Below are 15,695 nucleotides of genomic sequence, written 5' to 3'. Positions count from 1 at the left end.
CCTCCCTCGTCAGGACTCCGCGATCCCCCCGGATCCCCCCTGCGGCTGTCCCGACGCTGTGTATGACTCGCCTGGTGCGGCAAGGGTTGTAGCGGAATTCAAGATTCTTTGGGCGCGCCGGAAGGTCTCCTCCAGTACCTCCCGTCCCTCGCGTGCCCACAGCTCCTCGTTGAACAGCTCCACCTCGACAGGACCGGTGTAACCGGCCGCCGTCACGTACCCGAGCCAGGCCCCGAAGTCGATGGCTCCGTCGCCGAGTTGGCCGCGTCCGTTGAGGACGCCCGCCGGGAGCGGGGTGGTCCAGTCGGCGAGCTGGAAGGCGTGGACGCGGCCGGCCGCGCCCGCGCGGGCGATCTCGGCGGGGGCCCGGTCGTCCCACCAGAGGTGGTAGGTGTCCACCACGACGCCGACCTGGTGGGCCGGGAAGCGCTCGGCCAGGTCGAGGGCCTGGGTGAGGGTGGAGACCACGCAGCGGTCGGCCGCGAACATCGGGTGCAGGGGCTCGACGGCCAGGCGGACGCCGTGCGACTCGGCGTACGGGGCCAGGATGGTGAGGGCGTCGGCGACGCGTTCGCGGGCGGCGGCGAGGTCCCGCGCGCCGGGCGGCAGGCCGCCGGAGACCAGGACCAGGGTGTCGGTGCCGAGGGCGGCGGCCTCCTCGATCGCCCGGCGGTTGTCGGCGAGGGCCGCCGCGCGGGCGTCGGGCTCAGTGGCGGTGAGGAAGCCGCCTCGGCACAGGGTGGTCACGGTCAGGCCGGCCTCGCGGACCAGCCTCGCCGCCTTCTCGACGCCGTACGCCTGGACGGGCTCGCGCCACAGGCCGACCCCCGTGACGCCGAAGTCCGTGCAGGCTCGCACCAGTTCGGGCAGGGAGAGCTGCTTGACCGTCATCTGGTTGAGGGAGAAGGGGAGAGCGGTCACTGGGGTACTCCGTGCAGGGCGAGCAGGGTGCGCATGCGGTCCTCCGCCAGCTTCGGGTCGGGGAACAGGCCGAGGGCGTCGGCGAGTTCGTAGGCGCGGGCCAGGTGGGGCAGGGAGCGGGCCGCGTGGAGGCCGCCCGGCATCGTGAAGTGGCTCTGGTGGCCGGCCAGCCAGGCCAGCAGGACGACGCCGGTCTTGTAGTAGCGGGTCGGCGGCTGGAAGAGGTGCCGGGCCAGCGGGACGGTGGGGTCGAGCAGGGCGTGGAAGCCGGCCGGGTCGCCGGTGTCCAGGGCGCGGACGGCGGTCGCCGCGAGCGGGCCGAGCGGGTCGAAGACGCCGAGCAGGGCGTGGCTGAAGCCCTCCTCGTCGCCGGCGATCAGCTCGGGGTAGTGGAAGTCGTCCCCGGTGTAGCAGCGGACCCCGGCGGGCAGGCGGCGGCGCAGGGCCACCTCGCGGCCGGCGTCCAGGAGGGAGACCTTGACGCCGTCGACCTTGCCGGGGTGGCCGGCGATGACGTCCAGGAGCACGTCCGTCGCGGCGTCCAGGTCGGCGCTGCCCCAGTAGCCCTCCAGGGCGGGGTCGAACATCGGGCCCAGCCAGTGCAGGATCACCGGCTCGGTGGACTGGCGCAGCAGGTTGCCGTACAGCTCCAGGTAGTCCTCGGGGCCGTAGGCCGCGGCGGCCAGCGCGCGGGAGGCCATCAGGATCGGCTGGGCGCCCGCCTCCGCGACGACGGCGAGCTGCTCCTCGTACGCCTCGCGGACCTCGAAGAGCCCGGCCCCCGGCGGGAGTTGGTCGGTGCCGGCGCCGCAGGCGATGCGGCCGCCCACCGCGCGGGCCTCCGCGGCCGAGCGGCGGATCAGCTCGGCGGCGACCGGCCAGTCCAGGCCCATGCCGCGCTGGGCGGTGTCCATGGCCTCGGCGACGCCGAGCCCGTGGGACCACAGGTGGTGGCGGAAGGCGAGGGTGGCGTCCCAGTCGAGGACGGCCGGGGAGCCGGGCGAGACGTCGGCGTACGGGTCGGCGACGACGTGCGCGGCGGAGAAGACCGTGCGGGAGGCGGCGGGCGGGGCGCCGCCCGGCGGCAGGGCGAGGGGGTCGGTGCGGGGCTCGTAGGGGCGCAGGCGGCCCTGGGAGTCGGGGAGTCGGAGGGTCACAGCTGGATCTCCGGGACGTCGAGGCGGCGGCCCTCGGCGGCGGAGCGCAGGCCCAGTTCGGCGAGTTGGACGCCGCGGGCGCCGGCCAGCAGGTCCCAGTGGTAGGGGGCGCCGGTGTAAACGTGGCGCAGGAACAGCTCCCACTGGGCCTTGAAGCCGTTGTCGAAGGGCTCGTTGTCGGGGACCTCCTGCCACTGGTCGCGGAAGCGCTCGCCGGCGGGCAGGTCGGGGTTCCAGACCGGCTTCGGGGTGGCGGCGCGGTGCTGGATCCGGCAGCCGCGCAGGCCCGCGACGGCGGAGCCCTCGGTGCCGTCGACCTGGAACTCCACGAGTTCGTCGCGGTGGACCCGTACCGCCCAGGAGGAGTTGATCTGGGCGATCGCGCCGCCGTCCAGCTCGAAGACGCCGTAGGCAGCGTCGTCGGCGGTGGCGGCGTACGGCTTGCCGTGCTCGTCCCAGCGGTCGGGGAGGTGGGTGGCGGTGAGGGCTTGGACGGTGCGGACGCGGCCGAACAGTTCGTGCAGGACGTACTCCCAGTGCGGGAACATGTCGGTGACGATGCCGCCGCCGTCCTCCGTGCGGTAGTTCCAGGAGGGGCGCTGCGCGGACTGCCAGTCGCCCTCGAAGACCCAGTAGCCGAACTCGCCGCGCACGGACAGGATCCGGCCGAAGAAGCCGCCGTCGATCAGGCGCTTGAGCTTGAGCAGGCCCGGGAGGAAGAGCTTGTCCTGGACGACGCCGTGCCGGATGCCGGCGTCGCGGGCGAGGCGGGCCAGCGTGAGGGCGCCCTCCAGGCCGGAGGCGGTCGGCTTCTCGGTGTAGACGTGCTTGCCGGCCGCGATGGCCTTGGTCAGGGCCTCCTCGCGGGCCGAGGTGACCTGGGCGTCGAAGTAGATCTCCACGGAGTCGTCCGCGAGGACCGCGTCCAGGTCGGTCGACACGTGTTCCAGGCCGTGCCGGTCGGCGATGGCCCGCAGGGCGGGCTCGCGGCGGCCGACCAGGACCGGCTCGGGCCACAGCACGGTGCCGTCGCCGAGGTCGAGGCCGCCCTCCTCGCGCAGGGCGAGCAGGGAGCGGACCAGGTGCTGGCGGTAGCCCATGCGGCCGGTCACGCCGTTCAGGGCGATGCGCACGGTCTTGCGGGTCACGTCGGTTATCTCCTCGGTCAAGGATCCCTTTGCAGAAAGCGCTTTCTAAGCAGGTCGAAGCTAGCCTGTGCACGGCGGTCCGGACAAGGGGGCGTCTCTTGAGGTCGCTTCAGGTCGGAGGACGAGGACATGACGACGGTGACCCTGGCGGACGTGGCGGCCCGCGCCCAGGTCTCCCCCGCGACGGTGTCGCGCGTGCTGAACGGCAACTACCCCGTGGCCGCGGCCACCCGCGAGCGGGTGCTGGCCGCGGTCGACGAGCTGGACTACGTGCTCAACGGCCCCGCCAGCTCGCTGGCCGCCGCCACCTCCGACCTGGTGGGCATCCTGGTGAACGACATCGCCGACCCGTTCTTCGGGATCATGGCCGGCGCGATCCAGTCGGCGGTGTGCGGGCCCGGCGGCCGGGCCGGCGGGGAGCGCCTCGCCGTGGTCTGCAACACCGGCGGCGACCCGGGGCGCGAGCTGACCTACCTCACGCTGCTGCAACGCCAGCGCGCGGCGGCCGTGGTGCTGACCGGCGGGGCGGTGGAGGACCCGGCGCACCGGGCGGCGGTGGCGGAGAAGCTGCGCAAGCTGGGGGCGGCCGGGACGCGGGTGGTGCTGTGCGGGCGACCGCCGGTGCCGGGGGCGGGCGCGGTGGCGCTGGCCTTCGACAACCGGGGCGGCGCCCGGGAGCTGACCGAGCACCTGCTCGGCCTCGGGCACCGGCGGATCGGCTGCGTCGCGGGGCCGCCCGAGCGCACCACGACCCGGCACCGCCTGGAGGGCCACCGCGCCGCCCTCGCCGCGCACGGCGTCCCCGACGAGCCGCACCGCACGGTGCACGGCGGCTACGACCGGCGCTCCGGCTACGAGGCCGCGCGCGAGCTGCTGCGCCGCGAACCGGCCTTGACGGCCCTGGTCACCGCGAACGACTCCGTCGCGCTCGGCGCCTGCGCGGCCCTGCGCGACGCGGGCCTGCGCGTGCCGGAGGACGTCTCGGTCACCGGCTTCGACGACCTCCCCTTCAGCGCGGACGCCTGCCCGGCGCTGACGACGGTGCGGTTGCCGCTGGCGGAGGCGGGCGCGCGGGCGGGGCGGATCGCGATGGGGCGGGAGGCGGCGCCGGGCGGGGGGACGGAGCTGGTGCGGGGGGAGTTGGCGGTGCGGGGGTCGTGCGGGGCGCCGCGGCCGTGACGCCGGGGGCGGCCTCGGGCGCGTGACGCACGGGGCGGCGGTTGCGGAGTGACCCGTGCCGCAGTGGGTAGGTTCGGTTTCCATGAAGCTGGCGTTCTCCACCCTCGGTGTCCCCGGCCTGCCCCTGACCGACGTCCTGGGGCTGGCGACCGCACACGGCTACCACGGCGTCGAGCTGCGGGCCCATCCCGAGGAGCCGGTGCATCCGGGCATCGGGCCCGAGGAGCGGGCGGCGGCGCGGGCCGCGTTCGAGGCGGCCGGCGTCGAGCTGCTCGCGGTCGCCGGGTACGCGCGGGTCGCCGCGCCCGGGGACGACGCGCCCGTACTGGCCGAGCTGCGCGGCCTGCTGGAACTGGCCCGCGACCTGGGCGCCCCGTACATCCGGGTCTTCCCCGGCGGCGCGGACGAGCAGAGCTCCGAGGAGGCCGACGCGATCGCCGCCCGGCGCCTGGGCACCGCCGCCGAGGAGGCGAACGACCTCGGGGTGCGGATCCTCCTGGAGACCCACGACTCGCACCGCACCGGTGCCGACGCGATGCGCGTCCTCGGCCTGGTCGGCCACCGGCAGGTGGGCGTGGTGTGGGACGTCATGCACACCTGGCGGGGTGGCGAGCAGCCCGCCGAGACGTACGCGGCCCTCGCCCCGCACCTGGGCTATGTGCAGGTCAAGGACATCGCCTCGGGCGAGGACACCACCCCGCTGCCGCTGGGCGCGGGCGTGCTGCCGCTGGCCGAGTGCGTGGACGTGCTCTCCCGCAACGGCTGGGACGGCTGGCTGTGCTGGGAGTACGAGAAGCGCTGGTACGAGGAGGCCGCCCCGCTGCCCGGCCTGCTCGACGCGGGGCGGGAGCACTTGGCGCGGCTGCTGACCGACGCGGCTTGACGGCACCGCCGGTTCGGTCACCGCGTCCCTGATCCGACCGCCGGCGTCGCGGGCTCCGGCGCCGGTACCGGCACGACGGCCTCCTCGGCACCGGCCTCGCGCCGGCCCGGCGTGAGCGTCGTCAGGGCCACGCCGCCGACCAGCAGGGCCGCCGCGCACCAGCGCAGGGGGCTGACGGACTCGCCGAGGAACAGGGCGGCCGAGGACATGCCGAAGACGGGGACGAGCAGCGAGAACGGGGCGACCGTGGACGCCGGGTGGCGGCGCAGCAGCCAGCCCCAGGCGCCGAAGCCGAACACGGTCGCGCCCCAGGCGACGTAGAGCAGCGTGCCCGCGCCCGCCCAGTCGAAGCCGCGCAGCGCGGCGAGGTCGGCGGAGGGGCCCTCGGTGACGAGGGAGAGGGCCAGCAGCGGCAGCACGGGGACCATGGAGACCCACACCATCCAGTTCAGGGCGTCCGGCGGGGCCGCCTTGCGGGTCAGGATGTTGGACAGGCCCCAGCAGGCCGCGGCGGCGATCACGACGAGGAAGGCGCCGAGCGGACCCGAGGCGCCCTCGTCGACGGCCGCCACGCCGATGCCCGCGAGGGCGACCAGCATGCCGAGCAGGCGGGTGCCGGTGGGGCGTTCGCCGAGGGCGACGGCGGCGAACAGGGCGGTGAAGACGGCCTGGATCTGGAGCACCAGCGAGGACAGCCCGGCCGGCATCCCGGCGTCCATGCCGACGAAGAGCAGCCCGAACTTGGCCACACCCAGCGTCAGCCCCACCGCCACGATCCACTTCCAGGCCACCTTGGGCCGGCCCACGAGGAACACGGCGGGCAGCGCGGCGGCCAGGAAGCGCAGGGCGGAGAAGAGCAGCGGCGGGAAGTGGTCGAGGCCGATGTCGATGACGGTGAAGTTGACGCCCCAGACGGCCGCGACGAGGACGGCGAGGAGGAGGTGGGAGGGTCGCATGCGTCGAGGATCACCCGGGGCGACCATGTAGCACCAGCAACGATTGCTGCATGGTTGGATGAAGCGTCTCTTACTGTTGGCCCGACGGAGGAGCCTCCTCGTGCTCGATCTCCAGCGCCTGCGCGCCCTGCACGCCGTCTCCGTGCACGGCACCGTCGCCGCGGCGGCGGTCGCGCTCGGCTTCACGCCCTCCGCCGTGTCCCAGCAGATCGCCAAGCTGGAGCGGGAGACGCGGACGGTGCTGCTCGAACGGGAGGGGCGCGGGGTGCGGCTCACCGACGAGGCACATCAACTGGTCGCCACGGCGGCCGAGTTGCTGACCCTGGTCGAGCGGGCGGAAACCCGTCTGGAAGAGCGCCGCGGAGTACCGTCCGGCCGCCTGACGATCGCCGCTTTCGCCTCGGCGGCGCGCGGCCTGCTGCCCCCCGTCCTGGCCGACCTGGCGGTGCGCCACCCCGCCCTGGACGCCCGGCTCAGCGAGGTCGACCCGCATCTGTCGGTGGACCTGGTGGCCAAGGGCGCCGTCGACCTGGTCGTCGCGCACGACTGGGACATCGCGCCGCTGCCCGCCCCGGCGGGCGTCGAGCACGCGGTGATCGGCGACGACCCGTGCGGCCTTGTCGTACCCGAGGGCCACCCCTTCGCGGGGCGTACGGCGGTGCGGCGCGAGGAGTTGGGCGGGCAGCGGTGGGTCTGCCAGCCGCCGGGCCGGGTCTGCCACGACTGGCTGGTCCGCACCCTGCGCTCCGCCGGGCACGAGCCGGACATCGTCCACCAGGCCGAGGAGAACCCGACCCTCATCGCCCTGGTCGCCGCCGGCCTCGGCATCTCCCTGGTCCCCCGCCTCGGCCGGGGCCCCCTGCCGCCCGGCGTGGTCGAGGTCCCCCTCGACCCGATGCCGGTCCGCCGCCTGTACGCCCTGTGGCGCACGGGCGCGTCCCGCCGCCCGGCCATCGCGGAGACGGTCCGCACCCTGTGCGCCCACTGGCCCCGGGTCTCCCCGCACGCCGGGCCGTCCGGCCAACTGGGTTTAGAACAAGGGTAGTAGGGGTCCATGACCCCATCGAAGCCACTGAAGTACGCCTTGGTCGCGCTCGCTGTGTACGTGGCCGGAGTGCTGTACCTCCGGTTCGGCGCGGATCCCTCTCGTGGATGGCCCGGGGCGATGGGGCTGTCCCTGCTCTGCGCGCCCTTTGTTCTCCTCCTGGGGTGGGTGCGTGAGCGCATGCTGGCGAAGGCCCAGCGGCTCGGCCAGCAGTACAGGGACAAGAACCGGTGACGCCCTCGCGTGTCAGCCCCGGGCCGGCCTCCGGTAAGGCCGCCTCTCGACCGACGCTTCTTGTTGTTCCTCACCACCACGCCTATTTGCGACGTCGGACCAGATGAACGAGGAAGATCACGGCGAGCACCGCGACTCCGACGGCGAAGACGATGCCCAACCAGGGCGGGCCGTCAGGCCCCCCGCCGGGGGCTGAGAGGTCATTCATTTTCGGATCCGCGCATCGTAAGCCATCGCTTCCTGCCGGTATAGCGGTAGGGCTGCTCGGTGCCGCCGGCGGCACGCAAGAGCGTAAGCGCTTGCTGGTGCCCGCCGTCGCAGCAAGCATGCATATGACATACGTCACGCAACGGCGGCGTCCCGAAGAAACCGATATCTACGCGCATCCCACCCCCTGAGCAGCATGGCCAGAGCGCCTCTCGGCCATGGATAACGAGGAACTTCACTTCTGAAACCTTGACTTGACGGAGCGTCATTTAGTGACCGTCTGTATTCCCACCGTTGGAATATGCGGTTCCGGTGGGGCATGTGGTGAGGATGAGAAGGCGCACCGACTGGTGCGCCTTTCATCGCGCAAGTCGCCCGGGAGCCGTTCGGGTGGCTGGGGGCTGTGCGCTTTCACGAGGGGGTTGTGCACGTGAGACGTGCGCGTATGACGATGGCCGCGGCGGTTTCCGGGGCCGCGCTGTCCCTGCTGGGCACCGGGGTGGCCTCGGCGGGGACCGGGCCGGCCGCGACGCCGGAGCAGCGGGCGGCGAACCAGGCGGTGGGGGCCGCGGGGACGGAGGCCGGCAATCCGCTGAGCGCCGTGGCGACGGCGGCGGGGGTCTGCTCGGACGCCGCGCAGATCGGCACGACGGAGTACATCTACCGGGGCACGGAGAAGATCGCCTCGGTCAAGCAGTTCTACTCGGCCAAGTGCGACGAGAACTACGGCTATGTGTGGGCCTGGAAGTCGTTCCTGGACAAGAAGATCAATTTCGACCTGACAGTCGGTGTCTGGGCCTACGAGCGCAACGCGCTGGTGGGCCGTAAGGACGTCTTCGGCACCCACTCCCAGGAGTTCTGGGGCAACGCGGCCAAGACTGCGGACGAGTGCACCTCGGGCGACGGGACGATGAGCATCCCGGGCGACCCGCAGCCGCTGCACACGCGCACGTCAAAGCGCTGCTGACGCAGGTCCCGGCGCCGGCGCGATACCGCCGGCCAGGTACACGTACGACCTCCACCGAGCAGGACGGGGCGGCACCCGTGCAGGGGTGCCGCCCCGGTAGGTCCTGCTCCGCTCCGCTTTCATCCAACGCATCGGAGAGACCTTCGTGAATCCTCGCATGCCCGCATTCAGGCGCCGCAGACACTGGCTGCCGCTGTCCATCCTGGCCGTGGCCACCGCGACCGCCACCATGGCCACCGTCGTACCGGCCTCCGCCCAGCCGGCGACCGCCCCCGCCACCCCCACGGCGGCCAAGCCGGCCCCCTCGCCCCTGGGCACGACGAGGGCCCCGGCGAGCACGGCGCTCAAGGCGACCGACCGCTCCGGTCAGCCGGTGGTCGAGTCGGCCGCGGCCGATCCCGGCTTCTACGCCCTCGGTGTCGGGCAGGTGCCGTGGTCGGAGTTCTTCACCGCGCAGCTGTCCGACGGCGTGAGCGCGCAGGTCAACTACGGCAACGGCAACCTGCTGCTGAGTGTCGACGGCTTCGACATCGCCGACGCCGGCCCGGGCCTGGCCTACGGCAACACCTTCAACAGCCTCAACAGCGCCGGCTGGAACGCCACCTCCGGCGCCGACTACCGCGTCGAGGAGCCCACCCCCAACGGCGTGTCCGTGGAGGGCCCCTCCGGCACGGCCGGCGTCTTCGCCCGCTCCGGCTCGTCCCTCACCCCGGCCAAGGGCTACAAGCAGGACCTGACCGAGGCGTCGGACAAGAAGTCCTTCACCCTCACCAGCCGCCGCACCGGTGAGAAGACCACGTTCTCCCGCTCGGGCACCAGCGGTGCCGCGCGCGTGTCGAAGGTGGAGGACAAGAACGGCAACGCCACCACCATCACCTACTCCGGCAACTTCACCTCGAAGATCACGTCGGCCTCGGGGCGCACGCTGACGTTCACCAACGACGGCAAGCACATCACCAAAGTCGCCGACAACACGGGCCGCTCGATCAGCTACACCTACTCCGGTGATCTGATCAAGACGTTCACCGACACCGACGGCAAGACCACCGTCTTCGACTACGACTCCTCCAGCCGGCTGGTCAAGGTGACCACGGCGGAGGGACGGCAGACGAAGTTCACCTGGGACAGCGACAAGGTCGCCTCCGTCACCCGGGTGGTCACCAACACCACCGGCGCCGGCAACACCACGGCCTTCCGCTGGATCCTGCCCCCCGACAACACCCCCGACGCCGAGGGCGTGGTACGCGTCACCGACCCGCGGGGCAAGAACACGCTCAAGACGGTCGACGGCTCCTGGCGCACCAAGAAGACCGAGGACCCGCTCGGTCACACCCGTTCGAAGTCCTGGGGCCCGGACAACGACATCGCCACCGCCACGGACGCGATGGGCGCGGCCCCGGAGGACGGCAACGTCACCAGCTACAAGTACGACAGCGCCTTCAACCCCACCACCGCCACCCTGCCCACCGGGGCCTCGGCGACGGCGACCTGGGTGAAGAAGGGCAGCGGCTACTTCCCCGAGACGTCCACCTCGGCGTCGGCGCAGAAGACCAGCAACGGCTACGACACCTCGGGCAACCTGCTCACCTCCACGGACTCCACCTCCGGCGGCACCGCCGCCAAGTGGACCTACACCTACAACCCGAAGTCCGGGACGATGACGTGCGGCGGCCTTCCCGGCCAGCGTTGCACGGCAACCGACCCGCGGGACAAGAAGACCAGCTACGACTACGACTCCAAGGGCAACCTGACCAAGGTCACCCCGCCGAGCCCGCTCAAGCCGGTCACCTTCACCTACGACGACCTCGGCCGCCAGAAGACGACGACCGACGGCCGCGGCGTCACCACCACCTACACCTACGACAACCGCGACCGGGTCAAGACGCAGACCTCCGGCTCGGCGACCGCCACGTTCACGTACGACGCGGACGGCAACCTCAAGACCCGCACGGCACCGGGCGGTACGTCGACCTTCGTCTACGACGAGCAGAACCGCGAGCGCAGCCGCACCCTGCCCGGCACGCCCGCCACTTCGCTCACCTACGACGCCACCGGCAACGTCGCCACCGCCACCGACTCCGCGGGAACGGTGACCTACGGCTACGACGACGCCAACGAGCTGACCTCCGTCACCGAGCCCGGCGGCGCGAAGACGACCCACACCTACAACAACAACGGCGAGCGCACCAAGACCACCTTCCCCGGTGGCACGACGCAGGCCGTCACGCCCGACGACTCCAGCCGTCCGACGAAGATCGAGGTGAAGGCGGGCTCCACGACCCTGTCCTCGATCTCCTACGACTACGCAGACGCGGGCAAGGACACCGACAAGATCCGCAAGCGCACCACCGACGGCGCCGCCCTCGCCTACACCTACGACACGATGGGCCGCCTCACCAAAGCCGTGGAGACCAAGAGCGGCTCCACGACGGCCGGCTGGGCCTACTGCTACGACAAGGCCGGCAATCGCACCGGCCGCTCCACGGGCACGTCCCTGCCGAGCAGTTGCGACGACGCGCAGCAGAAGGCCGTCTACAACGACGCCGGCGAGTTGACCTCGTACAACGGCAACGACGGCTTCACCTACGACGGCGCCGGCAACGAGACCTCGGCCGCGAGCCCCACCGGCACCCGCACCGCCGAGACCTGGACCCCCTTCACCCAGCTGGGCGCCTACACGCAGTCCGGCACCACGACCGACCAGACCTACGCGGGCACCGACAACACCCAGCGCCTGAAGGCCGGCTCCACGACCTTCACCAACGCCGCCGTCGGCCTCACCGCACAGAGCGCCTCCGGGGCGGCGACCGGTTTCGTCCGCGAGCCCTCGGGCACGCTGGTGGCCATGAGGAGCGGGGGCAGCAGCCAGTACTACCTCACCGACGCCCAGGGCTCCGTCATCGGCCTGGTCGACGCGAGCGGCAAGCGCACCGCCACGTACTCGTACGGGCCGTACGGCGAGCCGCGCGCCAACACCGGCACCCAGCAGCCCCTCCGCTACGCCGGCACGTACCAGGACCCGACGGGCCTGTACAAGATGGGCGCCCGCTACTACGACCCCAACCTCGGCCGCTTCACCCAGCCCGACCCCAGCGGACAGGAGAACAACACCTACCTCTACGCCACGGGTGATCCCGTCAATGGGAGCGATCCTTCCGGACTTGCCTCGTGCCTCTGGGGGCTGGGAGTCTGCCACTTCAAGCCCATGATTCATGACGCTATACAGGGTGGAGCTGCTGGCGGCGGGGGTGGCGCCGTCGTTGGCTGCGCAGCAGGAGCCCTCGTTGGTGTGATCGGGGGCTATGTAGGGGCTGGAGCAGGTTGCCTTACCGGCGGTGCGACCCTGGGTGGTCAGGGCCTGGTGGTCGGCACCCTCGCAGGAGGCATCTACGGAGCCGTGACCGGCGACGAGTTCACTCTATGGTAGGAGTCCGATGGACCACGTCCCTCAAATCCTGTGGCTGTTCGTTGGCCTCGTGTTCGTAGGAGGAGGGGGTCTCCTCCTACGGAACCACAGAGGTGGCAGACACTGGTGGATCTCCGCATCCGTGCTTCTTATCGGCGCCGGTGTGTGCGCCCTCGCTGCGGCCTTCTACCGTCCAGGCATCGCAGGATTCGTCGTACTGGGTATGGCTGGCACGCTTTGTCGGATAGCAGCTACCAGGAGCGAACCCTAGACCTACTTCTGCACCGACACGTTGGGCCGCTGTGAGGTCTGACGCCAGCTTCGACAGGACGTCGGCCTGGTACCCGGTGACGGGTGACAGGCCGACGTTGGTCGTAATCCACACCGAACCCAGAAGGCCCTCATCCGTTGCGCTGTCGGCCCCACGATTGCAGGCACCACACAGGCGGAACGAGAGAAGGGTCTGTCAAACGAGCGGTGTAACTCGGGTTGTTGAGAGTTACTGTCGGGTTGCGGAGAGTCGGCCGTCGAAGGTGATGTCGAAGGCGTTCAGGGCTGTCTTCCAGCGCATGGTCCAGCGGGCCTGGCCCTTGCCGGTCGGGTCCAACGACATGATCGCCATGTAGAAACACTTCAAGGCGGCCTGCTCGTTCGGGAAGTGGCCTCGGGCTTTACCGCCCGCCGGATCCGCGCGTTCACGGACTCGATCGCGTTCGTCGTGCAGACGATGCGGCGGATCTCGGTGTCGAAGCGGAGGAACGGCGTGAACTCCTCCCACGCGTTTTCCCAGAGCCGGACAATCGCCGGATACTTCCGGCCCCACGCATCGGCGAACTCCGCGAACCGCTCGAGTGCGGCCTCCTCGGTCGCCGCGGTGTAGACGGGCTTGAGGAGCTTCGCGATCTTGTCCCAGCCCTGGCGGGCGGCATAGCGGAAGGAGTTCCGCAGCAGGTGGACCACGCAGGTCTGGACCGTGGTGCGGGGCCAGACGGTCCCCACCGCGTCGGGCAGGCCCTGGAGCCCGTCGCAGACGAGCATGCGGACGTCGTTCACGCCGCGGTTCTTGATCTCGGTGAGGATGCGCATCCGGTGCTTGGCGCCCTCGCCACCGTCGCCGGCCCACAGCCCGAGGATGTCGCGCCGTCCCTCGGCCGTGACCGGCCAAGGCGACGTAGCTGGGCCGGTTGGCGACCGCGCCGCCGCGGATCTTCACGTGGATGGCGTCGATGAAGACCACCGGACAGACGGCGTCCAGGGGCCGGTTCTGCCATTCGGCCATGCCCTTGAGGACCTTGTCGGTGATCGTGGAGATCGTCTGACGGGACACGTCGGCACTGTAGACCTCGGCGAGGTGGGCCTGGACCTCACCGGTGGTCAGGCCCTTCGCCGCGAGCGAGATGACCATCTCGTCGACGCCGGACAGACGCCTCTGCCGGAGTGGTGGTGCTCATAGGAGCTGACCATGCCGGGGAGCGCGTCTGGGCCGCTCTCACCAGCGTGTGCGGACTGGGTCTCACCACGGTCGGAGCTGCCATGCGAAGGCGTTCCTGACCTTCGTCCGCGAGAGGGGGATCGTGAGGCAGCCTCACGATCCCCCTCTCGCCACGGCGCAGGGCTCCGTGAGCACCGGCCGCGCCCCCTTGTCCCACGCCGCTTTTGGCAATAACTTCCCCGCTATCGGTGAAGCCCGGAAGTTTCCTTCAGCCAAGGAGCGCACGTGCCCGACAGCAGCACGGCCCGCACGGCACGCACCCCCCAGCCCTCCCGCCGCCTCGTCCTCGCCGCCACCGCCGGGGTCGCCGCCGCTCTCGCCGCCGGTGGCGGCGCCGAGGCGGCCGGGCGCCCTGACGACGCCCGGCTGCGCGCCCTGATCTCCCGTATGACGCTGGAGGAGAAGGTCGGCCAGCTCTTCGTCATGCGGGTCTACGGCCACTCCGCCACCGCCCCCGACCAGGCCGACATCGACGCCAACCTCGCCGAGATCGGCGTCCGCACCGCCGCCGAGCTGGTCGCGAAGTACCGGGTCGGCGGCATCATCTACTTCGCCTGGGCGCACAACACCCGCGACCCGCACCAGATCGCGGAGCTGTCCAACGGCATCCAGCGGGCGTCCCTGGCGCAGCCGCGCGGCCTGCCGGTGCTCATCTCCACCGACCAGGAGCACGGCATAGTGGCCCGGGTGGGCGCGCCGGCCACGCTCTTCCCGGGCGCGATGGCCATCGGCGCCGGCGGGTCGAAGGCCGACGCCCGCAGCCTGGGCCGGATCGCCGGCGAGGAGCTGCGCGCGCTCGGCATCCGCCAGGACTACGCGCCGGACGCCGACGTGAACGTCAACCCGGCCAACCCGGTGATCGGCGTCCGCTCCTTCGGCGCCGACCCGGACGCCGTGGCCGAGCTGGTCGCCGCCGAGGTGACGGGGTATCAGCGCGCGGGCGTCGCCGCCTGCGCCAAGCACTTCCCCGGGCACGGCGACACCGCCACCGACAGCCACACCGGCTTCCCGGTCATCACGCACACCCGCGCCCAGTGGGACGAGCTGGACGCGCCCCCCTTCCGGGCGGCCATCGCGGCCGGCATCGACGCGATCATGACCGCCCACCTGATGGTCCCGGCCCTGGACGACTCCGGCGACCCGGCGACCCTCTCCCCCGCCATCCTCACCGGCATACTGCGCGAGGAGCTGGGCTACGACGGGGTGGTGGTCACCGACTCCCTCGGCATGGAGGGCGTGCGCACCAAGTACGGCGACGACCGGGTGCCGGTGCTGGCGCTGAAGGCGGGCGTGGACCAGCTGCTCAACCCGCCCGACCTGGACCTCGCGTGGAACGCGGTGCTCGGCGCCGTCCGTGACGGGGAGCTGACCGAGGCCCGGCTCGACGAGTCGATCCTGCGGGTGCTGCGGCTGAAGGCCAAGCTGGGGCTGTTCGGCGAGGTCTACACCACGCCCCGCGACGTCGACCGCACCGTCGGCACCCGCGCCCATCTCGCCGAGGCCGACCGGATCGCCGAGCGGACCACCACCCTGCTGGCCAACGAGGGCGGCCTGCTGCCCCTCAACCGGCGCCGGCAGCCGAAGGTGCTGGTGGTCGGCGCCGACCCGGCCTCGCCGTCCGGCACCACCGGGCCGCCGACCGGCGTCCTCGCCGCCGAGCTGACCCGGCTCGGCTTCACCGCCACCGCGCTGTCCACCGGCACCGCCCCGACCGCGGCCGTCATCGACCAGGCAGTGGCGGCGGCCGGCGGCGTGGACGCGGTGGTGGTCGCCACGTACAACGTCACCGCGACCAGCACCCAGCGCACGCTGGTCAACCGGCTCCTGGTGACCGGGAAGCCGGTGGTCGCCGTCGCGATCCGCAATCCCTACGACGTGGCCCAACTGCCCGGCGTACGTGCCTACCTGGCCGCCTACTCCTGGACGGACGTGGAGGTGCGCGCGGCGGCCCGGGTGATCGCCGGGCGGGTCAGGCCGCGCGGGAAGCTGCCGGTGCCGGTGGTGCGGGCGGACGACCCGGCGACGGTGCTGTACCCGGTGGGCCGCGGCCTGCACTACCGCTGACGGCACACGACGGGGCCCGGCCTCCCCCTGAGGAGA

The 15,695-nt window shown here is 72.0% G+C and carries 11 protein-coding genes and 1 pseudogene; 7 read left to right on the top strand and 5 right to left on the bottom strand.

Annotation, left to right across the window (positions count from 1 at the left end; genetic code table 11):
* Positions 1-9: 9 nt before the first annotated feature.
* Genes ACGFZL_RS31165 through ACGFZL_RS31155 form a run of 3 tightly spaced genes read right to left on the bottom strand, consistent with a single transcriptional unit; the run spans position 10 to position 3,226 of the window.
* Complete coding sequence (locus ACGFZL_RS31165) at positions 10-891, bottom strand: sugar phosphate isomerase/epimerase family protein (protein WP_393696836.1); 882 nt, start codon at positions 889-891, stop codon at positions 10-12.
* A gap of 26 nt (positions 892-917) precedes the next feature.
* Positions 918-2,078: a dihydrodipicolinate synthase family protein gene (locus ACGFZL_RS31160; protein ID WP_393696806.1), complete on the bottom strand. Its 1,161-nt coding sequence runs from the start codon at positions 2,076-2,078 to the stop codon at positions 918-920.
* The gene (locus tag ACGFZL_RS31155) at positions 2,075-3,226 is read right to left on the bottom strand and encodes a Gfo/Idh/MocA family protein (RefSeq protein WP_393696804.1); all 1,152 of its coding nucleotides are present in this window, start codon (positions 3,224-3,226) and stop codon (positions 2,075-2,077) included. The genes ACGFZL_RS31160 and ACGFZL_RS31155 overlap by 4 nt, the downstream gene beginning before the upstream one ends.
* A 129-nt stretch (positions 3,227-3,355) precedes the next feature.
* Here ACGFZL_RS31155 and ACGFZL_RS31150 point away from each other — a divergent pair, with 129 nt between their 5' ends.
* Positions 3,356-4,405 (top strand): LacI family DNA-binding transcriptional regulator, encoded by a 1,050-nt coding sequence (locus tag ACGFZL_RS31150; protein ID WP_355165716.1) that lies wholly within the window; start codon positions 3,356-3,358, stop codon positions 4,403-4,405.
* Positions 4,406-4,487: 82 nt separating this feature from the next.
* On the top strand, positions 4,488-5,288 hold the full coding sequence (locus ACGFZL_RS31145; protein WP_393696801.1) for a sugar phosphate isomerase/epimerase family protein: 801 nt from the start codon (positions 4,488-4,490) through the stop codon (positions 5,286-5,288).
* 17 nt (positions 5,289-5,305) lie between these two features.
* Here the strand turns inward: ACGFZL_RS31145 and ACGFZL_RS31140 are convergent, their stop codons facing one another.
* Complete coding sequence (locus tag ACGFZL_RS31140) at positions 5,306-6,244, bottom strand: EamA family transporter (RefSeq protein WP_393696799.1); 939 nt, start codon at positions 6,242-6,244, stop codon at positions 5,306-5,308.
* Between the two features lie 100 nt (positions 6,245-6,344).
* Here ACGFZL_RS31140 and ACGFZL_RS31135 point away from each other — a divergent pair, with 100 nt between their 5' ends.
* From ACGFZL_RS31135 to ACGFZL_RS31120, 4 genes are all read left to right on the top strand, one after another.
* Positions 6,345-7,289, top strand: a complete 945-nt coding sequence (locus ACGFZL_RS31135) for a LysR family transcriptional regulator (protein ID WP_393696797.1) — start codon at positions 6,345-6,347, stop codon at positions 7,287-7,289.
* A 9-nt stretch (positions 7,290-7,298) separates the two neighbouring features.
* Complete coding sequence (locus ACGFZL_RS31130) at positions 7,299-7,523, top strand: hypothetical protein (protein ID WP_393696795.1); 225 nt, start codon at positions 7,299-7,301, stop codon at positions 7,521-7,523.
* Between the two features lie 652 nt (positions 7,524-8,175).
* Positions 8,176-8,697, top strand: coding sequence for a hypothetical protein (locus ACGFZL_RS31125; RefSeq protein WP_393696793.1), 522 nt, complete (start codon positions 8,176-8,178; stop codon positions 8,695-8,697).
* A gap of 157 nt (positions 8,698-8,854) precedes the next feature.
* On the top strand, positions 8,855-12,124 hold the full coding sequence (locus ACGFZL_RS31120; RefSeq protein WP_393696791.1) for an RHS repeat-associated core domain-containing protein: 3,270 nt from the start codon (positions 8,855-8,857) through the stop codon (positions 12,122-12,124).
* Positions 12,125-12,602: 478 nt separating this feature from the next.
* Here the strand turns inward: ACGFZL_RS31120 and ACGFZL_RS31115 are convergent.
* Positions 12,603-13,538: pseudogene (locus tag ACGFZL_RS31115) on the bottom strand (IS256 family transposase); the annotation flags it as partial.
* Between the two features lie 282 nt (positions 13,539-13,820).
* Here ACGFZL_RS31115 and ACGFZL_RS31110 point away from each other — a divergent pair.
* Positions 13,821-15,659 carry a glycoside hydrolase family 3 protein gene (locus ACGFZL_RS31110; protein WP_393696789.1) on the top strand — a complete coding sequence of 613 codons (1,839 nt, stop codon included), beginning with the start codon at positions 13,821-13,823 and terminating at the stop codon, positions 15,657-15,659.
* Positions 15,660-15,695: the final 36 nt, after the last annotated feature.

Origin of the sequence: Streptomyces sp. NPDC048182 (assembly GCF_043202555.1) — a bacterium.
In the GTDB taxonomy this organism is placed as follows: Bacteria; Actinomycetota; Actinomycetes; order Streptomycetales; family Streptomycetaceae; genus Streptomyces.
This window is presented reverse-complemented; position numbering and strand designations above follow the sequence as displayed.

Excerpts from the sequence above, each read along its gene's own strand:
- ACGFZL_RS31165 (WP_393696836.1), bottom strand. The coding sequence starts at position 891 with ATGACGGTCAAGCAGCTCTCCCTGCCCGAACTGGTGCGAGCCTGCACG.
- ACGFZL_RS31150 (WP_355165716.1), top strand. The coding sequence starts at position 3,356 with ATGACGACGGTGACCCTGGCGGACGTGGCGGCCCGCGCCCAGGTCTCC.
- ACGFZL_RS31145 (WP_393696801.1), top strand. The coding sequence starts at position 4,488 with ATGAAGCTGGCGTTCTCCACCCTCGGTGTCCCCGGCCTGCCCCTGACC.
- ACGFZL_RS31140 (WP_393696799.1), bottom strand. The coding sequence starts at position 6,244 with ATGCGACCCTCCCACCTCCTCCTCGCCGTCCTCGTCGCGGCCGTCTGG.
- ACGFZL_RS31130 (WP_393696795.1), top strand. The coding sequence starts at position 7,299 with ATGACCCCATCGAAGCCACTGAAGTACGCCTTGGTCGCGCTCGCTGTG.
- ACGFZL_RS31125 (WP_393696793.1), top strand. The coding sequence starts at position 8,176 with ATGACGATGGCCGCGGCGGTTTCCGGGGCCGCGCTGTCCCTGCTGGGC.
- ACGFZL_RS31120 (WP_393696791.1), top strand. The coding sequence starts at position 8,855 with ATGCCCGCATTCAGGCGCCGCAGACACTGGCTGCCGCTGTCCATCCTG.